Raw genomic sequence first — 22,000 nt, 5'->3', positions numbered from 1 at the left:
CATGGTCGACGCCCCTTCGTAGTGGGTGGCCTGACACCTCGGACGCGCTCGCGCCGACGCGAATACGCGCATCCGCCAAGAATCTACCCACCGGTCAACAGGCATGCACCCGTCACGCCGGGTTTTCGCCGTAGTTCACGACGTCGGCCACTCCGCTCCGGCGCCGTTCGAGGGCCTCCGCGACGACCACACCGGCTTCGCGCAGATTCACCAGGCGGGCCAGTTCACCGGTGTCCACCAGGACGTCGAAGTGCGTCTCGACGGTCGCGAGCAGGCGCACGCGCAAAGTCGAACTCATGCCGAGGTCTTCGAAGGGCGTCGCCTCGTCGACCTCGGTGGGATCGAGGTCCAGCAGATCGCAGACGATTTTCTTGATTTCGCCCACGAGCGCGCCGGTCATCGTGGCCAGGGGCCGCCCGGCGGCCCACTCCACTGCCCCAGCCCGAGCTCCACCATTCCCATGACGACAGACTACTGGGTGTCAAGACACAACTACGACACGGTGGAAACGACACCCGCCAGCCGTTCCGCGGCGGCCTGCGCGGTTTCCTCCGCCGGAGCCTCGACCATGACACGCACGAGTTGCTCGGTTCCGGAGGCCCGGAGCAGCACTCGGCCCTGCCCGCCCAGTTCGGCCTCCACCGCCTGCACCGCGTCGCGCACCGCGGACGACCCGGCCACCGCCGCCTTGTCCGCGACCCGCACGTTCACCAGCACCTGCGGCAGCCTGCGCATCACCGCCGCCAGCTTCGCCAAGGGCCTGCCCGTCTCGGCGACACGGCTCATCAGGCGCAGCGCGGTGAGCAGTCCGTCACCCGTGGTGGCGACCGCCGGGAACACGACGTGACCGGACTGCTCACCCCCGAGCGCGTACCCGCCGGTGCGCAACTCCTCGAGCACATACCGGTCACCGACCGCCGTGGTGCGGATCTCGATCCCGTGCTCCCGCATCGCGAGGTGCAGGCCGAGGTTGCTCATCACCGTGGCCACCAGCGTGCCGTGAGTCAGTTCACCGGCCTCGGCCATGCCCAGGGCCAGGATCGCCATGATCTGGTCGCCGTCGACCACTTCGCCGTCCGCATCCACGGCCAGGCAGCGGTCGGCGTCACCGTCGTGGGCCACCCCCAGGTCCGCACCGTGCTCACGGACGGCCGCCTTGACCTGCTCCAGGTGGGTGGAGCCGCACTCGTCGTTGATGTTGATCCCGTCCGGCTCGGCGTGGATCGCGATCACCTCGGCACCGGCCTTCCGGTACACCTCCGGGGCGGCGACCGACGCCGCGCCGTTCGCGCAGTCGACGACGACCCGCAGGCCGGCGAGCGGGTGCGGCGTGGCGGCGAGCAGGTGCTCGGTGTACCGGTCGAGCGCGTCTTCGACGTCCGTGACGCGACCGATACCCGCGCCGGTCGGGCGGACCGACTCCGCGTGCAGGCCCGCTTCGATCTCGTCCTCGATACCGTCGGGAAGCTTGTGCCCACCGGCCGCGAAGAGCTTGACGCCGTTGTCGGGCATGGGGTTGTGCGAGGCGGAGATCATCACACCGAGGTCGGCGTCCAGCGCGGCGACCAGGTACGCGACGGCCGGGGTGGGCTGCACACCGACCCGCAGCACGTCGGCCCCCGCGGACGCCAGCCCGGCGACGACGGCGGCCTCCAGCATCTCGCCGCTGGCCCTCGGGTCGCGGCCGACCACGGCCACCGGGCGGTGCGAACGGTCGTGCGCGGCGAGCACGCGGGCCGCGCTGGCCGCGACGGACAGCGCGAGTTCCGGGGTCAGGTCCCCGTTGGCCAGGCCACGAACCCCGTCGGTGCCGAACAGGCGAGCCATCTGATCCTCTCCTCGAACCTCTGCAGCCCCGACAACCTAGCGGCCCCGCGGCGCACGTTAGCCGCGCCCCGGCACTTCACCGTGACCTCCCGTTCGCGGAGGCCCGGAAAAGCAGGAAGGCGCCCATCCGGGGCCGGATGGGCGCCTTCGCGCGATACGGGAGCCGATCAGCGCTTGCTGTACTGCGGCGCCTTGCGGGCCTTCTTCAGACCGTACTTCTTCCGCTCGGTGGCGCGCGCGTCACGAGTCAGGAATCCGGCCTTCTTCAGGGCTGGGCGGTCGTCACCGTCGACCTCGACCAGGGCACGTGCGATCGCCAGGCGGAGCGCGCCGGCCTGACCGGAGGTGCCACCGCCGGTGAGGTTGCCGAAGATGTCGAACGACTCCGGCTTCTCCACGGTGATCAGCGGCTCGCGGATGAGCTGCTGGTGCACCTTGTTCGGGAAGTACTCCTCGAGGCTGCGGCCGTTGAGCTTGAACTGGCCGGTCCCCGGGACGAGACGAACCCGGACGACGGCCTCCTTGCGACGGCCGACGGTCTGGGCCGACCCGCCCGCGGCACGCGACGGACGCTCGGGCGCCGGCGTCTCGCTGGAGGTGACCTCGGCGACGGCCTCGGTCTCGGTGCTGGTCACAGACTGTTCCTCACTCACTGGGCCACCTGCGCGATCTTGGTGATCTGGTACGGCCGCGGCTGCTGCGCGGCGTGCGGGTGTTCGGGCCCGGCATAGACCTTCAGTTTCTTCGCCTGGGCGCGGCCGAGCTTGTTCTTCGGCAGCATGCCCTTGACGACCTTCTCCAGCAACCGCTCGGGACGGGTGTCCAGCAACTCCCCGAAGGAGCGCTTGCGGAGACCGCCGGGGTAGCCGCTGTGACGGTAGGCGAACTTCTGCTCGCGCTTGTTACCGGTGAGCGCGACCTTCTCGGCGTTCACGATGATGACGAAATCACCAGTGTCGGTGTGCGGCGCGAAGGTCGGCTTGTGCTTGCCGCGCAGCAGCGTGGCGACCTCGGTCGCGAGCCGGCCGAGCACGACATCCTCGGCGTCGATCACGTGCCAGGCACGGGTGACATCGCCAGGCTTGGGGCTGTACGTGGGCAAGGGTCTACCTCGTCGTCAACATTGCTTGTGGGGTCGTGTGCGGGCCAAACGCCATAGTGCGCCGCAACGCACAACGACATATGAAGATACCCTCCCGGTCCGGCCACCTGTGCAGCGGGGTGCCCCTTCGGGCTTCCCTGGGCGGGGGTGACGCGACTGAACCGGGAAACCGGTGCGATCGGGTGACACTCTACGCGACCGTCACCCGTTCGAGGCTTCGGCGAAAACCAGGCGCCCCCAGTCCCGTCCCGGGGCTGGGGGCGCCTGATCGAACGGGCTGAGGCGGATCAGCCGCCGAACATCTTGGTGATGCCGTGGTCGGTGCCGCGGTAGGCGTCGGCGATCTGCGGCAGGGCGGTGGCGATGCGAGCCAGCAGGGCGTTCATCTCGCCGAGAGCGCGATTCCACTCGTCCTGGCGCTGACCCCACGCTTCCTGCGCCGGGCCGGTCCAGGTGCTGGTCAGCGGAGCCAGCTGCGACTTGAGGCGGTCGAACACGTCCTCGATCTGGCCGCCGGCCGTCTTGCAGCTGTTGCCGGCCTCTTCGATTGTCTGGTAACTGACCTTGATGGCGTCGGACATTTTTCCCTCCGTTTTTCGCTAAGAAGACTGTGTGGCCGATGAATCGAAGCTCGCGACTTACAGACCCTCGAGGGCCGACTGAAGTCCGGACAGCTGCTGGTGCGTGTCGCTTTCCTGCGAGTCGTACTGCACGCCCGACTGCTTGAGCATCTCACCGATGTGCTCGAGCGCCTGGTTCAGCTTCGTCGACTTCTCGTTGAAGGCCTCCATCACCTGGTTGAAGACGATGGCGGCCGGGCCCTGCCAGCCATCCCGGGTGGCCTCGATGTCACTCCGCAGCTTGGCCAGCTGCCCGTCCATTTCCTGCTTGGCGTTGTTGACCTTCTGGTGCGCGTCGGCGAAATCGGCCGGTGTCCCGGTGAAGCCTTCAGCCATGAGGTATGACCCCCTTCGTCAGTGGTGTTGGCCGAACTCGTTCGTTCGTACGGCCCTACGACGAAGACGATGCCATGTCCGGTTCCGCCCTGTCCTGGTTTGCCCGCAAGTAGTTGCGAGCGTGAATGCGCCATTCCGGAACGCTCCGCGCCCACCGCGCTGACCTGCGTAATTCGCGGTTGCGAAAGCGCTCTCCGCGACCGGCGGAAAGCCGTCAGGGCGCGATCTGCACCGACCGCACGACCTGCTCGCACGCCGCGGCGACACGTTCGTGCACGGCCGGGGTCGTGTACTGGCAGCCCACATTCACCTGGACGTTCCCCGTTGCCAGGCCGTACCAGTCGATCGACCCCGCTTCCGCGGCCTGCCGGTAGTAAACGACCTGACGCCCGGCGAAATTCGCGTTGGCGTCGAACCCCGAATAATGCGATCCCTGTTGCAGCACCTGGGTTTTCAACGACTCGGTCCACTGCTCGCGATGCGCGGTCGCGTCGATGGTCAGTGACGCCTCCTGCACCGCGATGGCGTCGTTGCCCTGTGCCAGGTCGTTCGGTTTGATCACGGTTTCGCGGAATTCCGGACGGCCGCCGGTCTGGAGCCAGTCCACCGGCGCGGAAAAACTGTAGTGATACTGCGCGACCACCTTGCCCGCCGGCGGTTTCGCGTCGCCACCCCGGTCGAGCAGGAGCACGGTCCCGGTGACCGCGGCGACCACCACCACGACGGCACCGCTGATCAGCCACGGCAGTTTGCGGGACCGGCGAGGCTTGCCCATGGCGACGGTCGGAGCCGACGGTGAAGGCGCGGCGAGCGCCGTCGGAGGCCCGAACGCCGCCCGCTGCGCCTGCGGAGCGGGAGTGAAGGCGGGACGGGGACCGGCCGGTGTGGCGACGAAATCGGGGCGCTGGACGGGATTCGGCCGCGGGACGGGGGCGCGTGGCGGCGGAGGCCGTTCGCGGGAACCCGGACCGGTGGCGGCGAGCAGGGCACCACGAGCCACCACGGTTTCCGGCTGATCGAGCGTGGTCGGCACCACCGCGGTGGCCTCGTGGATCAGCCGCGAGATCATCGGGATCCGGCTCGACCCGCCCACCAGGAAGATCGCGGTGAGTTGCTGGGGCCGCAGGCGCGCCGCCTCGATCGCGGCCCGGGTGAGCTCGACCGCGCGGCCGAGCGGCGCCTCGATCAACCGCTCGAGGTCCTCTCGGGTCACGTGCGCGTCGGCGAAGGGCGGCGGCATCGGCACGTCCGTGTAGGTGTGCCGCGACAACGTCTCCTTGGCCCCCCGCACGTCCTGCCGCAGCACGCGCCGCCGCCGCCGGTCGGCGAGTTCACGGCCTTCCACCAGTTGCCGCCACGCTTCCGGATCGGCCGAGGAGACCGACTCGCCCAGGTGTTCCAGCAGCATCTGGTCGATGTCCGCGCCGCCGAAACTCGGGTCGCCCCGGGTGGCGAGGACCTCGAAACCGCCGCGGTGGCCGGGATTCGCCGGTCTGCTCACCACACTCACGTCCACGGTGCCGCCGCCCAGATCGAGCACGGCCAGCGTCTCCCCCGGCCGGGTGCTCAGCTCGACCGTCCGGTCCCGCGCGACCTCCGTCGGCGCGAAGGTCACGGCATGGAAGACCGCCGCCGCGACCGGTTCCGGCACCAGGACGACCTCACGCGCGAGCCCACCGGCGGCCTGACGCAGCAACCTGGTGCGCACCGCGCCCCAGTCCGCGGGATGCGTGAGCACGAGCAGGTCGACCTCGGCGCCTCCGGCCAGCCGCCGCGCTTCCGACACCGCCCGGTCCAGCACCGCGTGCACGACATCGGTCACCCGGATGACGGTGTCGCCGAGCAGCAGCTCACCTTCGTCGATACGCCGTTTCGGGTTCGGCTCGTAGCGCGAGGGATCCATCGCCGCCTGGCGGTCGGCCTCCTGGCCCACGAACACCGTGCCGTCACCGGCGACGTAGACCGCGCTGGACATCAGCGGCTGCCCGTCGATGACGACGACCTGCGGGTCGCGCCCGTGCCTGGACACGACCACGCAGGTACTCGAGGTCCCGAAGTCGACCGCGACCTTCAACGTCACGCGGGGCTTCCCTTCGCCGTGGCCCGGCTTCGCGCGTGGACCGTGTCAAGACGACGACACTGTCAGCGTCATTCAGTACGCGCCCACGGGCGCGGGCAGCCAGGCCGTGACATCCGCGTCCGGGCGCCAACCGCGTACAAAAGCGGCCTGCCTTCCCGCCCCCGTAGCTTCGCGAGCGCGTCACATCTCGCTACCACCGGCAACCTTACTTGTGCATAGCGCTCTGTTCACTCACGTACACCGGCGGGCTCGGGCTCACTCCGGCTGGATCCACGACACCTGCATCAACTGCTTGCCGACCTTCCGGCTGACCAGGACACCCCGGCCAGGAGGCATCGGGCCCGGCTTGACGTTGCCGAGCAACTGGCCCTCGTCCTTGCTGCCGTTCATCACGATGCCCGGTGCCGCGATCTCCCTGAGCTTCCCGATGATCGGATCATAGGCCGCCCGCGAGGCGCCACCCGTGCGGCGCGCGACGATCATGTGCAGCCCGACGTCCTTGGCCTGCGGCAGGAACTCCGACAGCGGCTTGAGCGGGTTGGTGGTCTGGGTGGCCACCAGGTCGTAGTCGTCGACCAGCACGAACAGTTCCGGGCCCTTCCACCAGGACCGGGTGCGCAGCTGTTCCTGGGTGACGTCCGGCCCGGGCAGCCGCCGCGTCATCGAGCCCGCGATCTGCTTGATCATCTCGTCCAACTGGTTGGACGACACGGCATAGCCGAGCAGGTGGGGGTCCTGGACATACCCGAGCATCGTGCGCCGGTAGTCGACCAGCACGATGACGCCTTCCTTCGCCGTGTACCGCTCGGTGATCCCCCGGGCGATCTGACGGAGCAGGTTGGTCTTGCCCGACTCGCCGTCGGCGAAGGCGACGAAGTGCGGGTCGGCGTCGAAATCGAGGTACACCGGCGCCAACTCGTCCTCGTTGATGCCGATGGGCACGAGCTTGGTGTTGCGCTGTTTGTCGACCGCGGCCAGCTCATCGTAGGTGATGAGCTCGGGCAGGAGCCGGACCTGCGGCGCGACCCGGCCCTTCCACGCCGTCTTGATCTTGGTCACGGCGTCCACCACGCCGGCACCGACCGTCTCCACGTCACTGGAACCGTCGATCCGCGGCAGACCGGTGAGCAGGTGCAACCGATCCCTGGTCAGCCCGCGACCAGGCCGTCCTTCGGGCACGTTCACCGCGACGCGACGGTCGAACTCGGACTCGCTGGGGTCGCCGAGCCGTAGCTCGAACCGGGTGCCCAGGACGTCCTTGATCGCCGGCCGGATGTCCGCCCACCGGGTCGCGGAGATGATCACGTGCACGCCGTAGGCCAGACCGCGCTGGGCCAGCGCGGTGATCTGCGGTTCCAGTTCCTCGAAGTCGTCGCGGATCGCCCGCCAGCCGTCCACCACGAGGAAGGCGTCGCCGAACGGGTCCTGCTCGGGCGAGATCTCCCCACGCCGCTTCCGGTTGCGGAAGTCGGTGATCGAGTCGATGCCGAGCGAGCCGAACAGGCCTTCCCGGGTGTTGGCGAGGGTGTTGAGCTCGGCGACGATCCGGCGCGCCTTGTCCGGTTCACGACGGGCCACCGCGACCCCGCCGACATGGGGCAGTCCGGCGAGCGAGGCGAGCGTGCCACCACCGAGGTCGATGCAGTAGAACTGCACCTCTTCGGGGGTGTTGGCCAGCGCCATCGACATGATCAGCGTCCGCAGCAAGGTCGACTTGCCCGACTGCGTACCGCCGACCACGACCCCGTGCCCGGCGGCGCCGGAGAAGTCCGCCCACAGCGGGTCACGACGCTGTTCGAACGGCCGGTCCACGATGCCGACCGGCACCTGGAGCTTGCCGTTGCCGAAGAACCCGACCGGCGACAGGCCGCGGTCCTCGGTCGGGTTGAGGTTCGGCAGCAGGGTGTCGAGCGAGTTCGGCTCGTTCAACGGCGGCAGCCACACCTCGTGCGCCGGCGGGCCCTGGCCGATCAGCCGGTCGACCATGACCTCCAGCTCGGAGGGTTCGTTGGCGTCGGGCTCCTTGGCCTGCACCGGCGCCGTGTGCTCCGGCTCCGGCTCCGGCTCGGGCGGCAGTTCGACGAAGTCCGGCACGAACAGTTGCGGCCGCTTGTCGGCGCGCACCACGTTGGCCACCGGCCCGGCGGCCTGCATGCCCGCGGGCCGGTAGGGACCGGACACGTAGGCGGCCTTGAACCGGACCAGACCACCGCCCTGGGTCCCGAGATAGCCCGACCCCGGGATCGGCGGCAGTTCGAAGGCGTCCGGCACGCCGATCGCCGCCCGCGACTCCGCGGCGGAGAAGGTCTTCAGACCGATCCGGTAGGACAGGAAGGTGTCCAGACCACGCAGCTTGCCCTCTTCGAGCCGCTGCGACGCGAGCAGCATGTGCATCTGCAGCGACCGGCCGACCCGGCCGATCTGCAGGAAGATGTCGATGAAGTCGGGCTTGGCCGTCAGCATCTCGGAAAACTCGTCGATGCAGATGAAGAGCGCGGGCAGCGGGTCGAGGTCGGCGCCGTTCTCGCGCGCCTTCTCGTAGTCCCACACGTTCTTGTAGTTGCCCTTGGCCAGGACTTCCTGCCGTCGCGCCACTTCGCCGGCGATCGCGTCCTTCATCCGGTCGACCAGGCTGAGGTCGCCGGCCAGGTTGGTGATCGTGGCGGCCACGTGCGGCGCCTTGTCCAGGCCGAGGAAGGTGGCGCCACCCTTGAAGTCCACCAGGATCATGTTCAGCGCGGTGCTGGAGTGGGTGGCGAGCAGGCCGAGGACCAGCGTGCGCAGGAACTCCGACTTACCGGAACCGGTCGCGCCGATGCACAGGCCGTGCGGGCCCATGCCCTCCTCCGCGGCCTCCTTGATGTCCAGCTCGACCGGCTGGCCGTGTTCGCCGATGCCGAAGGGCACCCGGTACTTGTCCCGGACCGGGCGCGGACGCCAGGCCTGCTGGACGTCGAAGGTCATCGGGTCGCCCGGAATACCGAGCAGTTCGAGCAGCGTCGGGTTGGCCAGCAACGGTTCCTCGTCACCGGCCTCCTGCGCGGCGACCCCGGCCCGGTACGGCGAAAGCTTGCGCGACAACGCTTCCGCCTCGACCACGGTGAGGAAGTCCGGCTTGCCGAACCATTCGACACCGCCCGCGCTGCGCGCGCCGACCCGTTCTTTTTCCACCACCAGCCGGAGACCGCGGCGGGCGGGCAGGTTCCCCAGCGAGTCGGACAGGTCGATCAGGGTGACGCCGACCAGTCCTTCTTCGAGGATGATCTGTTCTTCGCGGGTGACCTCGGCGTCGTCGATGACGATCACGATGTGGGGCTGATCGGGGCTCGGCGAGGCGTTGCGCGAGAACCGGGGCCGCTCACGGAGTTCGACGTCGAGGAACCGCTCGATCTGGGCCAGCGAACCGGCCATCATCCGCATCTGGCCGATACCGTCGGACAGTTCGGGATGCTGGACGTGCGGAAGCCACTTCGCCCATTCCCACTCGGCCTTGGCCCGGCCCGCGGTGGCCACCGCGATGAGCACGTCGTCGCAACTGTGGAAGGTGACGAGCTGGGCGAGCATGGCGCGGGTCAGACCCCGGGTCAGCTCACGGTCGCCCTGGAGGCTCACCGCGGCGAACCCGCGCAACGTGATCTGCGTGGGCAGGTCCGCCACGATCGAATGCGCGCGCACGAACCGGCGCAGCGCCAGCGTCGCGATCGGCTCCAGTTCGTCGACGGGACCGGTCTGTGGCGGCACGAGACGCGTGGCCAGCCGGTGCGAGCTGCGGCCGACGCGCAGATGCAGGAAGTCGGAGTCGTTCTGGCGGCGTTCCCACATCCGGCGGGTGGCCGCCATCGACCACAGGGCCTGCGGGTCCGGGTGGACCCATTCCAGCGAGGCCCGCTGGTCGGCCATGGCCTCGCGGGCCCGGTCGCGCATCTGACCGAGGTACCGCAGGTAGTCCTTGCGGTCCTCGTTCATCTCCGCCTTCTTGGCGCCGCCACCACGGCCGCCACCGGCGAACATGCCTCCCATCGACATGATCATCATGAGCGGGAACATCATGGTCACCGGGTTGCGCGCGGCGGCCCCGCCGCTGGTGAACATCACCACGACCATGCCGAGCGTGGCCACCACCATGACCACGGGCATCATCTTCTGCACGACGTTGCCCGGAATCGTGCGGGGAACCTCCGGCGGTGGCTCGAGGTGGACCTCGCCTCCCGGCGGACGCGGCGCGGCGAGCCGTGGTGACCTCTTGAACTGCAGCGTGCTCACCGGAAGGACCCCTCTTCGAACTCGGCAACTCCCAGGACGCGACCCCCAGGGCTCGAGGAACACGTTAGCGAATCACTGCCCCGCAGAGGGGAGTACCAGCGAAATTTTGCGGATCCCGCCCCTGCCCGGTCAGCAAGTTCGGTATAAGTAGCCTGCACCGAACTCGCAAGGTCAGGGGGCCGCAGGTGGCTACGGGCACGACAGTATTCAGCAGGGTGACAGTGGTCGCTCCGCGTACCAGGATCGACGTGGCACTGCCCGCCGACGTCCCGGTCGCCGACCTGATGCCGATGCTGCTGGAGATGGCGCGGGAAACCACGCCCGACGGCGGTGCCCGGCACGGTGGGTGGGCGCTGGCCAAACTCGGCGACTCGCCGCTGGACCCCAGCCGCACGCTCGCCTCCCTCGGCGTCGTCGACGGTGATCTGCTGCAACTGAGGCGCCGCAACGAAAATCCGCCGCCGCCCCTCTACGACGATGTCGTCGACGCGATCGCCGACGCGGACCCGGACAGCTTCCGGCCGTGGACCAAGGAAACCGCGCAGCGCATCGGCCACATCGCGGGCGGACTGGCGCTCATCGTCGCGGCGTTCGCACTGTTCATGGCGGGACCGCTGTTCGGCGGCAGCGGACTGGCCGTCGCGCTGACCGCCGGGGTCGCCACAATCGCGTGCGTCGCGGTCGGCGCCACCCTCGCCAAGGGCTACCAGGCCGAAGCCACCGGAGTCGTGATCGCCGCCGCGGGCGGGCTGCCGTTCGCGTTCGTGGCCGGTTTCTCCGGCGTGCCGGGCCTGACCATCCGGGCGAACCTGTTGCTGGGCAGCGGTCTGGTGGTGATCGTCGCGGCGGCGGCGATCATGATCATGGGCGTCGGTATCACCACGTTCATCGCGGCCGCGACCGCCGGTGTCATCGGGGTCCTCGCGTTCACCGTCGCGACCCTCATCGCGCACCCCGCGCCCGGTATCGCCGCCGGCACCGCGGCGGTCTCGCTCGCCGCCATCTCGTTCCTGCCCAGGGCCACCATCTGGCTGGCGAAACTGCCGCTGCCCCATGTGCCGGGCACGGCCGAGGAACTCAAGGAAGACGACGCCTTCCCGGACTACACCGCGATCGAGCACCGCACGGCGGTCGCCCACAACTACATGACCGGCCTGCTGATCGGCTGCGGCGGCGCGACCGCCGTCGCGGCGATCGTCACGGCCACTTCGCCCAGCGCGTTCGGCATCATCACCGCGGTCGTCGCGACGCTCGTGTTGCTGCTGCGCGCCCGCTCCTACGCCAACGGCGCGCAGGCGGTCGCCCTGCTGACCACCGGCATGGTTTCGGCCGCCGGAATCCTCCTCAGCTGGTTGTTCTCCCAGCACCCGATGGGCCGTCTGCTGTGGGTGTTCGGCGTACTGGTGCTGGTCGCCGCCGGCGGACTGGTGGTCGGGGTGGTCTTCCCCAACCAGCGCTTCTCGCCGCCGCTGCGCCGGTCCGTGGAAATCTTCGAGGCGGTCTGCATCGCGACGGTGCTCCCCCTGGCCCTCGCCGTCATGGACCTTTACACCACGCTGCGGCACGTTTCCTTCGGCAGCTGAGGAGTGGCGCGCGTGCGCACGACAACCGCATCCACCCGGGCGGCCGCGGTGGCACTCGCGGCGGCGCTGGGTATGGCCAACCCGCTCACCGCCGTCGCGCAGACCGGTGACGCGACCGCGAAATGGGCACCTCCCGCGGTCAACATGAGCTACCTGCCGAACGACTCGGGGCAACCCGACAAGCCTTATGTGAAGAAGACCGAGTGCGTCACGCACGATCAGACACTGAGCGGCGTGCTCCGGGACAGGCCGTGGAGCCAGGACTACCTCCAGATCGACCAGGCGCAGAAACTGGTTCAGGCCAGTACCGGCGGGATGGGGACCGGTAAGAAGGTCGCCGTCATCGACACCGGGGTGGCCAGGCATCCCTACCTGAAGGTGCAAGGCGGTGGCGACTACGTCCACCCGGACAACGGACTCGAGGACTGTGACGGGCACGGCACCGAGGTGGCCGGCATCATCGCCGCCTCGACCCCGACCGACATCGGCTTTAAGGGCGTGGCACCGGACGCCACGATCGTGTCCATCCGCCAGACCAGTCAGAACTACTCGGTGGGCGACCAGTCCACTGTGAAGCAGGGCAGCCGCCAGCAGGGCGACGGCGCGGGAAACCTGCTGACGCTGGCGCAAGCCATCGTGCACGCCGCCAACCTCGGCGGCATCAGCGTGGCCAATATTTCGATCGACAACTGCCGGACCGCCGGTGGCGGAATCTCCGCGCAGGAGAAGGCCTTGCAGGCCGCCATCCATTACGCGGTCGAGAAGAACATCGTCATCGTGGCCGCGGCCGGCAACACTTCGGATGCCTGCAAGCAGAACGAACAGGCCGACGCCGACTCACCCCAGTCGATCGTCACCCCGCCCTGGTTTTCCGACGACGTCCTCTCCGTCGCCGCTATCCAGGAGGACGGCTCCGTGGCGAATTTCAGCATGCGGGGACCGTGGGTGAGCGTGGCCGCGCCGGGTACGAACATCACTTCGCTCGACCCGTCCTCGTCCGGGTTGGCCAACCAGGTGGTCGAGGGTGGCAAGGCCGGAGGCATCCAGGGCACCAGTTTCGCCGCGCCGTACGTGGCCGGGCTCGCCACGCTGGTGCGTGCGCAGTTCCCGAATCTCAACGCGCGCCAGGTGATGCGCCGGATCGAGGCGACCGCGCAGCATCCGGGCGCGCCGGGCGGACACGACCAGTACATCGGGTACGGGGTCGTCGATCCGATCGCCGCGCTGACCGCGATCGTGCCGGCCGAGGAAGGTCTCTCCTCACCGCCGCCGAAGCAGTTGCCCTCGGGCCTGCCGCCCGCCACTCCCCGGGATTGGGCGCCGATGATCGTGGCGCTCGCCGGCACGGGCGGCGGTCTGGCCGTCCTGCTGGTCACCATGTTCGTGGTCCGGACCATCCGCCGGAACCGCCGGGCCTGAGGCCCCCGCACGACGCGGTTTGCGAGGAAGGTGGCTTTACTACGGAAGATCCGTAGTAAAGCCACCTTCCTTCTCTTCTCAGCCAGGCGGGCTTGACGCGCCGGACGACGAGGGTGGAGCGGCCTGACCCGGATAGCTACCGGTACCCGGGCGGACCTCGATGTCGTCATAGCTTCGCTGCGCGTCGGCAACGTTCAGCGACGCGCCCGTCGGCAGCAACCCGATGATCGATTCCGGTGCCGGTCGCGGCAACGGATCGTAGATGCCCAGGCCTTTCGCCGTGGTGACGTCCGGAATGCCGTATCGCAGCCCGTTGTCGCTGACCAGGCTGATCGGCCCCTTGCCGAAGGTGTCCTCGGACGTGGCGGACTGGATCACCGCGGCCCGCCCGGTCGGCATGTAGAAGTGATCGATCTTGGTCCCGTTCGGGCCCGCCTTGCCGATGTCGATGAGTTTCTTGCCCGCGGGCGTCGGCAGATCCGAACCGACGTACAAGGCGGTGTGCGGCCGGTTGCCGACCAGGCTCCACCCCAGGCACGCGGTCGGGAAACGTTGCGCGTCAAGGAGTGTGGGGACCACCGCGGGCATCGTGGTGACCGGCAGCGCGTCGGCGCTCGTCGGCTGGATCTGGCGGATGTCGTTGATCCCTTCCAGAGCGACCAGCGGCGGCGTGACCACCCCCGACTGCGCCAGCAGCATGTCACCCACCGGTTGCGAAACCCTCTGGATACCGCCGGGCAGCAGAACATAGGTCTCGAGGCCGCTCGTGGTCGGGACGGCGAACACGCTCCCGTTGGTGAGCCCTTGCGCCCGCAGCGCCGCGAAGTTCGCCGTGCCGCCCTTGTTCGGGATCGACGGCACGGTCAGCGGCCGCACCTGGGGAATGGCGTTGAGGAGACCGATGGAGACGTGGCGTGGAATCGGGCCGTTGAGCTTGAACGCGTTCGCGACGGCCTTGTCGGCCGGGTCGACCTCGGCACGCACCGTGTTGTTCGCGGAAGGATCGTTGGGATTACTGGGTAACCGGTAGATCAGGTAGAACTTGTCGTTTTCCGCCTGTGCCAGGATGGCCTGATCCGGCGCGAGTTCGGTGCCCAGCTCCGGCACTCCGGCGAAGACCGAGGTCTCCCGGGTGGACTGCGGCAGTCTCACCTGTTCGGGCAGGCGGTAGTTGATCACGATCTTGTCGCAGACCGCCCAGTTGTCCCCGATCCGCTGGCTCGCGCTGGGCAGCAACTGGGGACCGTCGACGAGGCCGGTACGCCTTCCGCGTGGCAGGTCCTTCAACGACTCGTCGGGCACCACGGTGGGATCGGCGACCTGCGCGTTGCCGCCCTGCTGCTGGGACATCAGCAAAAGCCGCGCGGAGGCGAGGTTGAACGTCGGGGTCAGCGTCTTCTGGGGGCCGGAGACCACGTAGATCTGACCGGAGGTCCTGCCGATCACGATCCCCGGCGCGTCGGGAACCGACGGCGAGGGGCTGAGCAGCCCGAACACCACGAATCCGACCATCCCCAGCAGGCCGAGCAGAAACCCGACGACGGTGGCCCGCCCGTGGCTGCGCATGGGATCGTGCAGCATCACGGAGTCGCGCCGGACGAGCGCCGACTGCATCCGCCGCAGCACGAACCGGTATGCCTGGACCTGAGACTTTGTTGTCGGTGTTGACGGCATTCTCGACCTACAGCTCCCCGAGTCGCGGTACGGTTTCGCAGGATAGCGGTACGGGAAGGGCGCGAGTGGGGGTTTCTCCCAAACTCCGCCCGCCGCCGATCGCGCTCCGGTAGGCACTACGCACGAGGGGAAGAGAACGCGCGGATGTCGGTCACCACTCCTCCACGTCCGGGCGGCCCGTCGGGACCGCCGCCGCCCCGGGGACGACCGGGTGGTCCGCCGCCGCATCAAGGCAGGCCAGGAGGTCCCGGCGGACCTGCTGGTCCGCGTGGCCCCGGCGGTCCGGGAGGTCCCGGTGGGCCTGGAGGTCCTGGGGGGCCCGGAGGTCCCGGGGGCCCAGGAGGTCCGGGTGGCCCTGGCGGCACCGGACGTCCTTCCGGTTCCCAGCCCTCGGGTTCCGCGCCGACGCCCGTCGCTCCCCCGGCCCGGCGCCGGGCCCTCGGCGCGACCCTCGGCCCGCTGCCGGTGGGCAACGTGGTCGTGCTGGAGGTCGGGTTCGCGATCGGTCTGATCCTGCTCGCGATCAACACGCGCCTGCTCTACGTCGGCACCGGCGTGCTCGCCGTCGCGCTGATCATCGCGATTCTGCGCTGGCGCGGGCAGTGGTTCACCCAGTGGGTCCGTCTCACCCTGCGCTACTCGTTCCGCACGCACGACCGAGTGGTCAAGCCGCCTCCTCCGACCACCGACCCCGTCGCCGCGGAGAAGGACACCGTGACCGGGCCCGAGGACGTCCGCGTCAGCCTGCTGCGGCTGGTCGTCCCGGATCTCGTGGTGGCGCACGGGATCGACCACGAACGTGAGCGCGTCGGCCTTGCCTGGCACGAAGGCACCTGGACCGCCGTGCTCCTCGTGGAACCGATGCCCGCGCTGATCACCCAGGCAGGCGGCGCACCCAGCCTTCCGCTGTCGTCGCTGGCACCGTGCCTGGAAGACCGGGGCGTGGTCCTCGACTCGATCCAGATGATCTGGCACACCTACCCCGGCAGTGCCGCACTGCCGTCGGAATCGCCCGCGCTGAGCTCCTACATGGAGGTGCTCGGCCCCCTGCCGGCCGCGGCCCGGCGCACGACGTGGGTGGCGGTCCGGCTCGACCCCCGCCGTTGCCCGGCCGCCATCCGGGAACGCGGTGGTGGTGTCGTGGGAGCGCACCGGGCGTTGATCGGGGCGCTGTCGCGAGTCCGCAACGCGCTGGAGTCCCGTGGCGTGCCCACCAGGCCGCTCGATCCGGAAGAAGTGCTGCGCGCGGGCATCTCCGCGGCCGAACTGTCCGCGGTGACCGGCAATTCCGCGCGGGTCGCCATGAAGGAGCACTGGACGAGCGTGACCGCGGCCGGCATCGGGCACGCCAGTTACGCCATCACCTCATGGCCGAAGGGCAAGATCGCCAACACCCTCAACGCGCTGACGAGCGTCCGAGCCCTGTCGGCCACGGTCGCCATGTCGATTTCCCCGTCCGACGACGAGGGCCAGGTGGGGCTTCGCGGCGTCGTGCGGTTGAGCGCGCGCAACCGCCGCGAACTGGACACCGCCGACGGCAGGCTCAACACGCTCGCCGACCGTGTCGGTGTGTCGCTCACTCCCTTGCGGGGCCTGCAGGTGGAAGGCCTGGCCGCGACCATGCCGATCGGAGGCACCGCATGAGTCTGCGCTTACGCGATCCGGGACGGAACAACGGTGTCGCACCGGAGTTCGCGGTCGACCCGGTACTGCTCGACGCGATCAGCCCGTCCGGAGACCGCGGAGGCATCGTGGTCGGTTCGGGCCTGCAGGGCGAGGCACTGACGATCTCCGCGCTGCGCTCGGCGCCGACCAGGATCGTGCTGGTCGGGGGTCTTTACCTGGCCCGGCAGGTGGCGCTGCGCGCGATGGCCGTCGGCGCCTGGGTGGTGATCGCGACGGGACGGCCCGCGGCCTGGCAGGTGCTCCCCACCTCGGCCGGGAACCAGCCGAACGGGCGACCTTCCCCCCTCGTGCAGATCCGGCGCCTCTCCCCGGTCGAGTTGCCCCGGCCTTCGGAAGACGCGCCGCTGCTCGTCGTCACCGACGGCGGGCCGACCCCGCAGGACCTGTTCCCGCCGCGGTCGCCCTGGCAGACCACCGTCTACGTGCTGCCGTACCTGCATCCCCAGGCGAGCACGGTGGCCAACGCCGCGGACATCGTCCTGATGCAGCGACTGCCCGTCGGTCAGGCCGAACTGGCGGCGCGCATCTGGCGGCTACCGCCCCAGATGATGCGTCAGCTCACCACGCTCAAGGACGACCAGGTGGTGGCGCTGGGCCAGAATCTCTGGCGGCCGCTGCGACTGGTCACGACGCCGAAGGAACAGCAACTGCTGGGTCCGGTCCGCCGCGGCGACTGAACACACCCTGGGGACAACCGGGGGATATTTTGTGGATAACCCGCCAACCCTGTGGACAACTCAAGGATTCGTTGTGGAGGAAGGAGCGGATGATTCGTAGTAAACGCTCCTTGCTCCACTTCCTACGAGGAGCGCAGCGCGCGGGTCTGGTCGGCGCGGGCGGAGAGCTGGTCGTCCGGCGGATAGTCGACGGCCACCAGAGTCAGGGCGTGAGGCGGAGCCACATGGCTGTGCCGGACGCCTGAGCTCAACAACACGGCCGGCCACCCCACCTCCCGCCGTCCGTCACCGACCTGGAGCATCGCGCCGACCAGGCTGCGGACCATGGAATGGCAGAACGCGTCCGCGGACACGGTCGCTTCGATCAGGTGGGTGTCACGACGGGCCCAGGCGAACCGCTGCAGTTCGCGGATCGTCGTACCACCTTCCCGGCGCTTGCAGAAGGCCGCGAAGTCGTTGAGCCCCAACAGATTCGCGGACGCCTCGTTCATCGCCTCGATCGACAGCGGCCGCCCCCACGCCAGGGTGTCCCGGCGCAGCAAGGGATCCACACCCCAGTCCGCATCCGAGACGCGATACCGGTAGTGCCGCCGGATCGCCGAGAAACGCGCGTCGAAGCCGGGCGGTGCGACGCGGGCTCCCAGCACACGGACATCCGGTGGCAGGTAACGGTTCCACCGGCGGCACAGGCGAGGAAGGTCCGGCACCCCGTGCTCGTCCACCACGACGTCGACGTGCACCACCTGCCCGACCGCGTGCACACCGGCGTCGGTGCGGCCGGCCACGACGACCGAGCGCGGCACCGAAACACCGGGCGGCTGCTTGGCCAGAGCGTCCTCGAGCAGCCCCTGCACCGTGCGACGGCCTGGCTGGCGCGCCCAGCCGGAAAAATCCGTGCCGTCGTAGCTCACGTCAAGGCGCAGACGAACGAGCCCGCCGCCCCGGGAGGGTGCGGCGGGCTCGTCGGACGAACTGTCCAATCAGGACTCTTCCGTCTTGGCCTTGGCCTCGGTGTCGCCCTCGGCACCCTCGGCGGGCTCCGCGGCTGCCTCGGCGGTCGCGGACTCGGGAGCCTCGGCGTCCTGGTCCGTCTCGGCCGCCGCGGTGGTGGTCTCCTCCGCGGTGGCTTCCGGAGCCTGGTCCTTGGCGAACTTCGTCCCGCGAGCCTTCTCGGCCTCCTGGGTCACGGTCTGCTCGGACACCAGTTCGATGACCGCCATGGGGGCGTTGTCCCCCTTGCGCGGCAACGTCTTGGTGATCCGGGTGTAGCCACCGGGCCGCTGCTCGAAGTGCGGGCCGATCTCCGCGATGAGCTTGTGGACCACATCCTTGTCGCGGATGACCCGCTGGATCTGGCGCCGGTTGTGCAGGTCTCCGCGCTTCGCCTTGGTGATCAGCTTTTCGGCGAGCGGGCGCACGCGGCGGGCCTTGGCCTCGGTGGTGGTGACCTTCCCGTGCTCGAACAGCGACGTGGCGAGGTTCGCCAGGATCAGCCGCTCATGGGCCGGCGAGCCACCGAGCCGGGGGCCCTTCGTGGGGGTGGGCATTGTCTCTCCTCGTGATTGCGATCCGCGCGCCGGCCCCATCGCCGGAAGGGACATGCCCGGTGACCGCCGGGCATGCCGTCCTCCGATTCGCAGGCGGTCTCAGCGCGCTACAGCTGCTCGGTCTCCGCGTAGTCCTGGCCGTCGTCGTGGCTGTTCTCCGAAATGCTGTCGACGCCTTCGGACCAGCCCTCGCCCTCGTAGCTGACAGCGGCCGCGGTCGGGTCGAACCCGGGCGGGCTGTCCTTCAGCGCGAGGCCGAGGCCGACGAGCTTCAACTTCACCTCGTCGATCGACTTCGCACCGAAATTCCGGATGTCGAGCAGGTCGGCCTCGCTGCGCGAGACCAGTTCGCCGACCGTGTGGATGCCCTCGCGCTTGAGGCAGTTGTAGGACCGGACGGTGAGGTCCAGGTCCTCGATCGGCATCGCGTAGGCGGCGATGGTGTCCGCCTCCTGCGGCGACGGGCCGATCTCGATGCCCTCGGCGTCGACGTTCAGCTCGCGGGCGAGACCGAACAGCTCCACCAGCGTCTTACCGGCCGACGCGACCGCGTCCCGCGGCGTGATCGACGGCTTGGTTTCGACGTCCAGGATCAGCTTGTCGAAGTCGGTGCGCTGCTCGACACGAGTCGCCTCGACCTTGTAGGTGACCTTGAGCACCGGCGAGTAGATCGAGTCCACCGGGATGCGGCCGATCTCGGCACCCGCCTGCTTGTTCTGCAGCGCGGGCACGTAGCCACGGCCACGCTCGACGACCAGCTCGATCTCCAGCTTGCCCTTGCCGTTCAGCGAAGCGATGTGGAGGTCCTGGTTGTGCACGGTGACCCCGGCCGGCGGCACGATGTCCGCGGCGGTGACCTCACCCGGGCCCTGCTTGCGCAGGTACATGGTGACCGGCTCGTCCTCCTCGGAGGACACGACCAGTTCCTTGAGGTTCAGGATGATGTCGGTGACGTCTTCCTTCACCCCGGGCACCGTGGTGAACTCGTGCAGCACACCGTCGATGCGGATGCTGGTCACGGCCGCGCCCGGAATGGACGACAGCAGGGTCCGCCGCAGCGAGTTGCCGAGCGTGTAGCCGAAGCCGGGCTCGAGCGGCTCGATGGTGAACCGGGACCGGGTTTCGTTGATCGGCTCCTCGCCGAGGGCCGGTCGCTGGGAAATCAGCACTTTCTTTCTTCCTTTCCTGCCGGCGCCCGCCATATGACGCCGAAAGGTGTGGCGAAGCGGGGGCGCGCATCCGGCACGCCCCCACCTTGTTCACGTGGGCGAGGAGGCAGGGCGTCCCCGGAGCTCACCGGCACCGGCAAGACCAGGTCACGGCCTGTCCACTCGCACACGTTCTCAATGAACACAGCTCACTTCGAGTAGAACTCGACGATCAGCTGTTCCTGCACCGGAACCTCGATCTGCGCCCGCTCCGGAAGCTGGTGCACGAGGACCCGGAGGTTGGACGGAACGACCTGGAGCCACGCGGGGACCGGCCGGTCACCGTAGGACTCCTTCGCGGCGACGAAGGGCAGCATCGACATCGACTTGGGGCGGACGTCGATGATGTCCCACTTCTCCACCTGGTAGCTGGGGATGTTCACCTTCACGCCGTTGACCAGGAAGTGACCGTGGCTGACCAGCTGGCGAGCCTGGCGGCGGGTGCGGGCGATCCCGGCCCGGTAGATCACGTTGTCCAGCCGGGACTCCAGGATCTGCAGCAGGTTCTCACCGGTCTTGCCGGTGCGCCGCGCCGCTTCCTTGTAGTAACGGCTGAACTGCCGCTCGAGGATGCCGTAGGTGTGGCGAGCCTTCTGCTTCTCCTGCAGCTGAAGCAGGTACTCGCTTTCCTTGACCCGGCCGCGGCCGTGCTGGCCGGGCGGGTACGGACGGCGCTCGAAAGCCTGGTCGCCGCCGATGAGGTCAACCTTGAGACGCCGCGAGATACGGGTCGCGGGGCCGGTGTAACGAGCCATGTCTTCTTACTCCTCCCCGTGCCTCAGACCCGGCGCCGCTTGGGCGGGCGGCAGCCGTTGTGCGGCTGCGGGGTCACGTCCTGGATCGTGCCGACCTCGAGACCGGCGGCCTGCAGCGAACGGATCGCCGTCTCGCGACCGGAACCCGGTCCCTTGACGAACACGTCGACCTTCTTCATCCCGTGCTCGGCGGCCTTACGGGCGGCGTTTTCCGCGGCCATCTGGGCGGCGAACGGGGTGGACTTGCGCGAGCCCTTGAACCCGACGTGACCGGAGGAGGCCCACGAGATCACCGCGCCGGTGGGGTCGGTGATCGACACGATGGTGTTGTTGAACGTGCTCTTGATGTGCGCGTGGCCGTGGGCCACGTTCTTCTTTTCCTTCCGCCGGACCTTCTTGGTCCCGGCGGTGCGTGACTTGGGTGGCATGTGCGGGTGATTCTCCTCGTTAGCGCGGGTCGTTTTCGCGAGTGGCCGCCGAAGCGTTCCGCGCTTCCTGCTGGCCGCGCCGGATCAGCGAACCGGCGTCGGTGTACAGCTGGCGAAGCGCCATCGGCCGGGCATAGAGCGCCTTCGGCGATACGCACGAATTGCGGGACAGACGCTGGCCGCCCATCGAGACGACCTTCTTGCCCTGAACGCTCACTTCTTGCCAGCCTTCTTCTTGCCGGCGACCGTCTTCTTCGGCCCCTTGCGGGTACGGGCGTTGGTCTTGGTCCGCTGACCACGCACGGGAAGCCCGCGACGCCAGCGAAGACCCTCGTAACAGCCGATCTCGATCTTGCGCCGGATGTCGGCGTTCACCTCGCGACGGAGGTCACCCTCGACCTTGAAGTTCTCTTCGATGTAGTCACGCAGCTTGACGAGGTCGTCGTCGCTCAGGTCCCTGACCCGGGTGTCCGGGTTCAGCGCCGTCGCGGCGATGGTCTCCTGCGAACGGGTACGGCCGATGCCGTAGATGTAGGTCAGCGCGATCTCCAACCGCTTCTCGCGGGGAAGATCGACGCCGGCGAGTCGTGCCATGTCGGCTACTGCTCCTTCTCGTTTTCTTCGCTCCAGGTGTGCTCCCCGCCCGGTTCCGGGACCGACTCGCTGTCGTGGCCCGCCGCTTGCGCGAACGGACGTCCCGGCCCTGGCCTGGAGTCCAGGGGTGAGCCGGAGCCAAAGTCCGGCAGGTGCGGGGAGAGCTGTTCTTGAACGTCAATCAGCTCCGCCGGCGGCGGT

20 protein-coding genes are annotated in these 22,000 nt (G+C 69.0%); 4 read left to right on the top strand and 16 right to left on the bottom strand.

Features of this window, described 5'->3' with window-relative positions:
• Window positions 1–112: 112 nt before the first annotated feature.
• The 8 genes from ACFSXZ_RS38905 to eccCa all read right to left on the bottom strand — a co-directional run bounded on the left by ACFSXZ_RS38905 (window position 113) and on the right by eccCa (window position 10,228).
• Window positions 113–433, bottom strand: a complete 321-nt coding sequence (locus ACFSXZ_RS38905) for an acyl carrier protein (protein ID WP_378271325.1) — start codon at window positions 431–433, stop codon at window positions 113–115.
• Window positions 434–492: 59 nt separating this feature from the next.
• The gene (gene glmM, locus ACFSXZ_RS38900) at window positions 493–1,827 is read right to left on the bottom strand and encodes a phosphoglucosamine mutase (RefSeq protein ID WP_378271324.1); all 1,335 of its coding nucleotides are present in this window, start codon (window positions 1,825–1,827) and stop codon (window positions 493–495) included.
• A 167-nt stretch (window positions 1,828–1,994) separates the two neighbouring features.
• Window positions 1,995–2,462 carry a 30S ribosomal protein S9 gene (gene rpsI, locus ACFSXZ_RS38895; RefSeq protein ID WP_378271323.1) on the bottom strand — a complete coding sequence of 156 codons (468 nt, stop codon included), beginning with the start codon at window positions 2,460–2,462 and terminating at the stop codon, window positions 1,995–1,997.
• Window positions 2,463–2,476: 14 nt separating this feature from the next.
• Window positions 2,477–2,929, bottom strand: coding sequence for a 50S ribosomal protein L13 (rplM, locus tag ACFSXZ_RS38890; protein ID WP_378271321.1), 453 nt, complete (start codon window positions 2,927–2,929; stop codon window positions 2,477–2,479).
• Between the two features lie 287 nt (window positions 2,930–3,216).
• A complete protein-coding gene (locus ACFSXZ_RS38885) occupies window positions 3,217–3,510 on the bottom strand; it encodes a WXG100 family type VII secretion target (RefSeq protein ID WP_378271320.1) in 294 nt (97 codons plus the stop codon).
• 57 nt (window positions 3,511–3,567) lie between these two features.
• Window positions 3,568–3,885: a WXG100 family type VII secretion target gene (locus ACFSXZ_RS38880; protein ID WP_378271318.1), complete on the bottom strand. Its 318-nt coding sequence runs from the start codon at window positions 3,883–3,885 to the stop codon at window positions 3,568–3,570.
• A 214-nt stretch (window positions 3,886–4,099) separates the two neighbouring features.
• The gene (locus tag ACFSXZ_RS38875) at window positions 4,100–5,965 is read right to left on the bottom strand and encodes a type VII secretion-associated protein (RefSeq protein ID WP_378271316.1); all 1,866 of its coding nucleotides are present in this window, start codon (window positions 5,963–5,965) and stop codon (window positions 4,100–4,102) included.
• A 255-nt stretch (window positions 5,966–6,220) separates the two neighbouring features.
• Window positions 6,221–10,228 (bottom strand): type VII secretion protein EccCa, encoded by a 4,008-nt coding sequence (gene eccCa / locus ACFSXZ_RS38870; RefSeq protein ID WP_378271315.1) that lies wholly within the window; start codon window positions 10,226–10,228, stop codon window positions 6,221–6,223.
• A 215-nt stretch (window positions 10,229–10,443) separates the two neighbouring features.
• Between eccCa and eccD the strand changes: the two genes are divergently transcribed.
• Both eccD and mycP read left to right on the top strand, forming a co-directional pair.
• Window positions 10,444–11,811: a type VII secretion integral membrane protein EccD gene (gene eccD, locus ACFSXZ_RS38865; protein ID WP_378271313.1), complete on the top strand. Its 1,368-nt coding sequence runs from the start codon at window positions 10,444–10,446 to the stop codon at window positions 11,809–11,811.
• A gap of 12 nt (window positions 11,812–11,823) precedes the next feature.
• Complete coding sequence (gene mycP / locus ACFSXZ_RS38860) at window positions 11,824–13,230, top strand: type VII secretion-associated serine protease mycosin (RefSeq protein WP_378271311.1); 1,407 nt, start codon at window positions 11,824–11,826, stop codon at window positions 13,228–13,230.
• A gap of 78 nt (window positions 13,231–13,308) precedes the next feature.
• On the opposite strand, the gene eccB is transcribed toward mycP, so the two are convergent.
• Window positions 13,309–14,904 carry a type VII secretion protein EccB gene (eccB, locus tag ACFSXZ_RS38855; protein WP_378271309.1) on the bottom strand — a complete coding sequence of 532 codons (1,596 nt, stop codon included), beginning with the start codon at window positions 14,902–14,904 and terminating at the stop codon, window positions 13,309–13,311.
• Window positions 14,905–15,369: 465 nt separating this feature from the next.
• Between eccB and eccE the strand changes: the two genes are divergently transcribed.
• Entirely contained in the window at window positions 15,370–16,548 is a 1,179-nt protein-coding gene (eccE, locus tag ACFSXZ_RS38850; RefSeq protein ID WP_378271307.1) for a type VII secretion protein EccE, read from the top strand.
• A complete protein-coding gene (locus ACFSXZ_RS38845) occupies window positions 16,545–17,267 on the top strand; it encodes a hypothetical protein (protein ID WP_378271306.1) in 723 nt (240 codons plus the stop codon). The genes eccE and ACFSXZ_RS38845 overlap by 4 nt, the downstream gene beginning before the upstream one ends.
• A 122-nt stretch (window positions 17,268–17,389) precedes the next feature.
• Here the strand turns inward: ACFSXZ_RS38845 and truA are convergent, their stop codons facing one another.
• The 7 genes from truA to rpsM form a co-directional block, all read right to left on the bottom strand.
• Complete coding sequence (truA, locus tag ACFSXZ_RS38840; protein WP_378271304.1) at window positions 17,390–18,247, bottom strand: tRNA pseudouridine(38-40) synthase TruA; 858 nt, start codon at window positions 18,245–18,247, stop codon at window positions 17,390–17,392.
• Complete coding sequence (rplQ, locus tag ACFSXZ_RS38835; RefSeq protein ID WP_378271302.1) at window positions 18,248–18,814, bottom strand: 50S ribosomal protein L17; 567 nt, start codon at window positions 18,812–18,814, stop codon at window positions 18,248–18,250.
• A 107-nt stretch (window positions 18,815–18,921) separates the two neighbouring features.
• Window positions 18,922–19,983, bottom strand: a complete 1,062-nt coding sequence (locus ACFSXZ_RS38830; RefSeq protein WP_378271300.1) for a DNA-directed RNA polymerase subunit alpha — start codon at window positions 19,981–19,983, stop codon at window positions 18,922–18,924.
• A gap of 188 nt (window positions 19,984–20,171) precedes the next feature.
• The gene (gene rpsD / locus ACFSXZ_RS38825; protein WP_378271299.1) at window positions 20,172–20,777 is read right to left on the bottom strand and encodes a 30S ribosomal protein S4; all 606 of its coding nucleotides are present in this window, start codon (window positions 20,775–20,777) and stop codon (window positions 20,172–20,174) included.
• A 23-nt stretch (window positions 20,778–20,800) separates the two neighbouring features.
• Complete coding sequence (rpsK, locus tag ACFSXZ_RS38820; RefSeq protein WP_020668402.1) at window positions 20,801–21,205, bottom strand: 30S ribosomal protein S11; 405 nt, start codon at window positions 21,203–21,205, stop codon at window positions 20,801–20,803.
• 19 nt (window positions 21,206–21,224) lie between these two features.
• Window positions 21,225–21,422 (bottom strand): hypothetical protein, encoded by a 198-nt coding sequence (locus ACFSXZ_RS38815; RefSeq protein WP_378271297.1) that lies wholly within the window; start codon window positions 21,420–21,422, stop codon window positions 21,225–21,227.
• Window positions 21,419–21,799, bottom strand: coding sequence for a 30S ribosomal protein S13 (gene rpsM, locus ACFSXZ_RS38810; protein ID WP_378271296.1), 381 nt, complete (start codon window positions 21,797–21,799; stop codon window positions 21,419–21,421). Before rpsM ends, ACFSXZ_RS38815 begins: the two co-directional genes overlap by 4 nt.
• Window positions 21,800–22,000: the final 201 nt, after the last annotated feature.

Source organism: Amycolatopsis pigmentata (assembly GCF_042684065.1).
GTDB classification, from domain to species: Bacteria; Actinomycetota; Actinomycetes; order Mycobacteriales; family Pseudonocardiaceae; genus Amycolatopsis_E; species Amycolatopsis_E pigmentata.
Note: the sequence above shows the minus strand (reverse complement) of the source record. Positions and strands in the feature narration are given on the sequence as shown.

Excerpts from the sequence above, each read along its gene's own strand:
- rpsM (WP_378271296.1), bottom strand. The coding sequence starts at position 21,799 with ATGGCACGACTCGCCGGCGTCGATCTTCCCCGCGAGAAGCGGTTGGAG.
- rplQ (WP_378271302.1), bottom strand. The coding sequence starts at position 18,814 with ATGCCCACCCCCACGAAGGGCCCCCGGCTCGGTGGCTCGCCGGCCCAT.
- ACFSXZ_RS38880 (WP_378271318.1), bottom strand. The coding sequence starts at position 3,885 with ATGGCTGAAGGCTTCACCGGGACACCGGCCGATTTCGCCGACGCGCAC.
- ACFSXZ_RS38845 (WP_378271306.1), top strand. The coding sequence starts at position 16,545 with ATGAGTCTGCGCTTACGCGATCCGGGACGGAACAACGGTGTCGCACCG.
- glmM (WP_378271324.1), bottom strand. The coding sequence starts at position 1,827 with ATGGCTCGCCTGTTCGGCACCGACGGGGTTCGTGGCCTGGCCAACGGG.
- rpsK (WP_020668402.1), bottom strand. The coding sequence starts at position 21,205 with ATGCCACCCAAGTCACGCACCGCCGGGACCAAGAAGGTCCGGCGGAAG.
- ACFSXZ_RS38885 (WP_378271320.1), bottom strand. The coding sequence starts at position 3,510 with ATGTCCGACGCCATCAAGGTCAGTTACCAGACAATCGAAGAGGCCGGC.
- rpsD (WP_378271299.1), bottom strand. The coding sequence starts at position 20,777 with ATGGCTCGTTACACCGGCCCCGCGACCCGTATCTCGCGGCGTCTCAAG.
- eccB (WP_378271309.1), bottom strand. The coding sequence starts at position 14,904 with ATGCCGTCAACACCGACAACAAAGTCTCAGGTCCAGGCATACCGGTTC.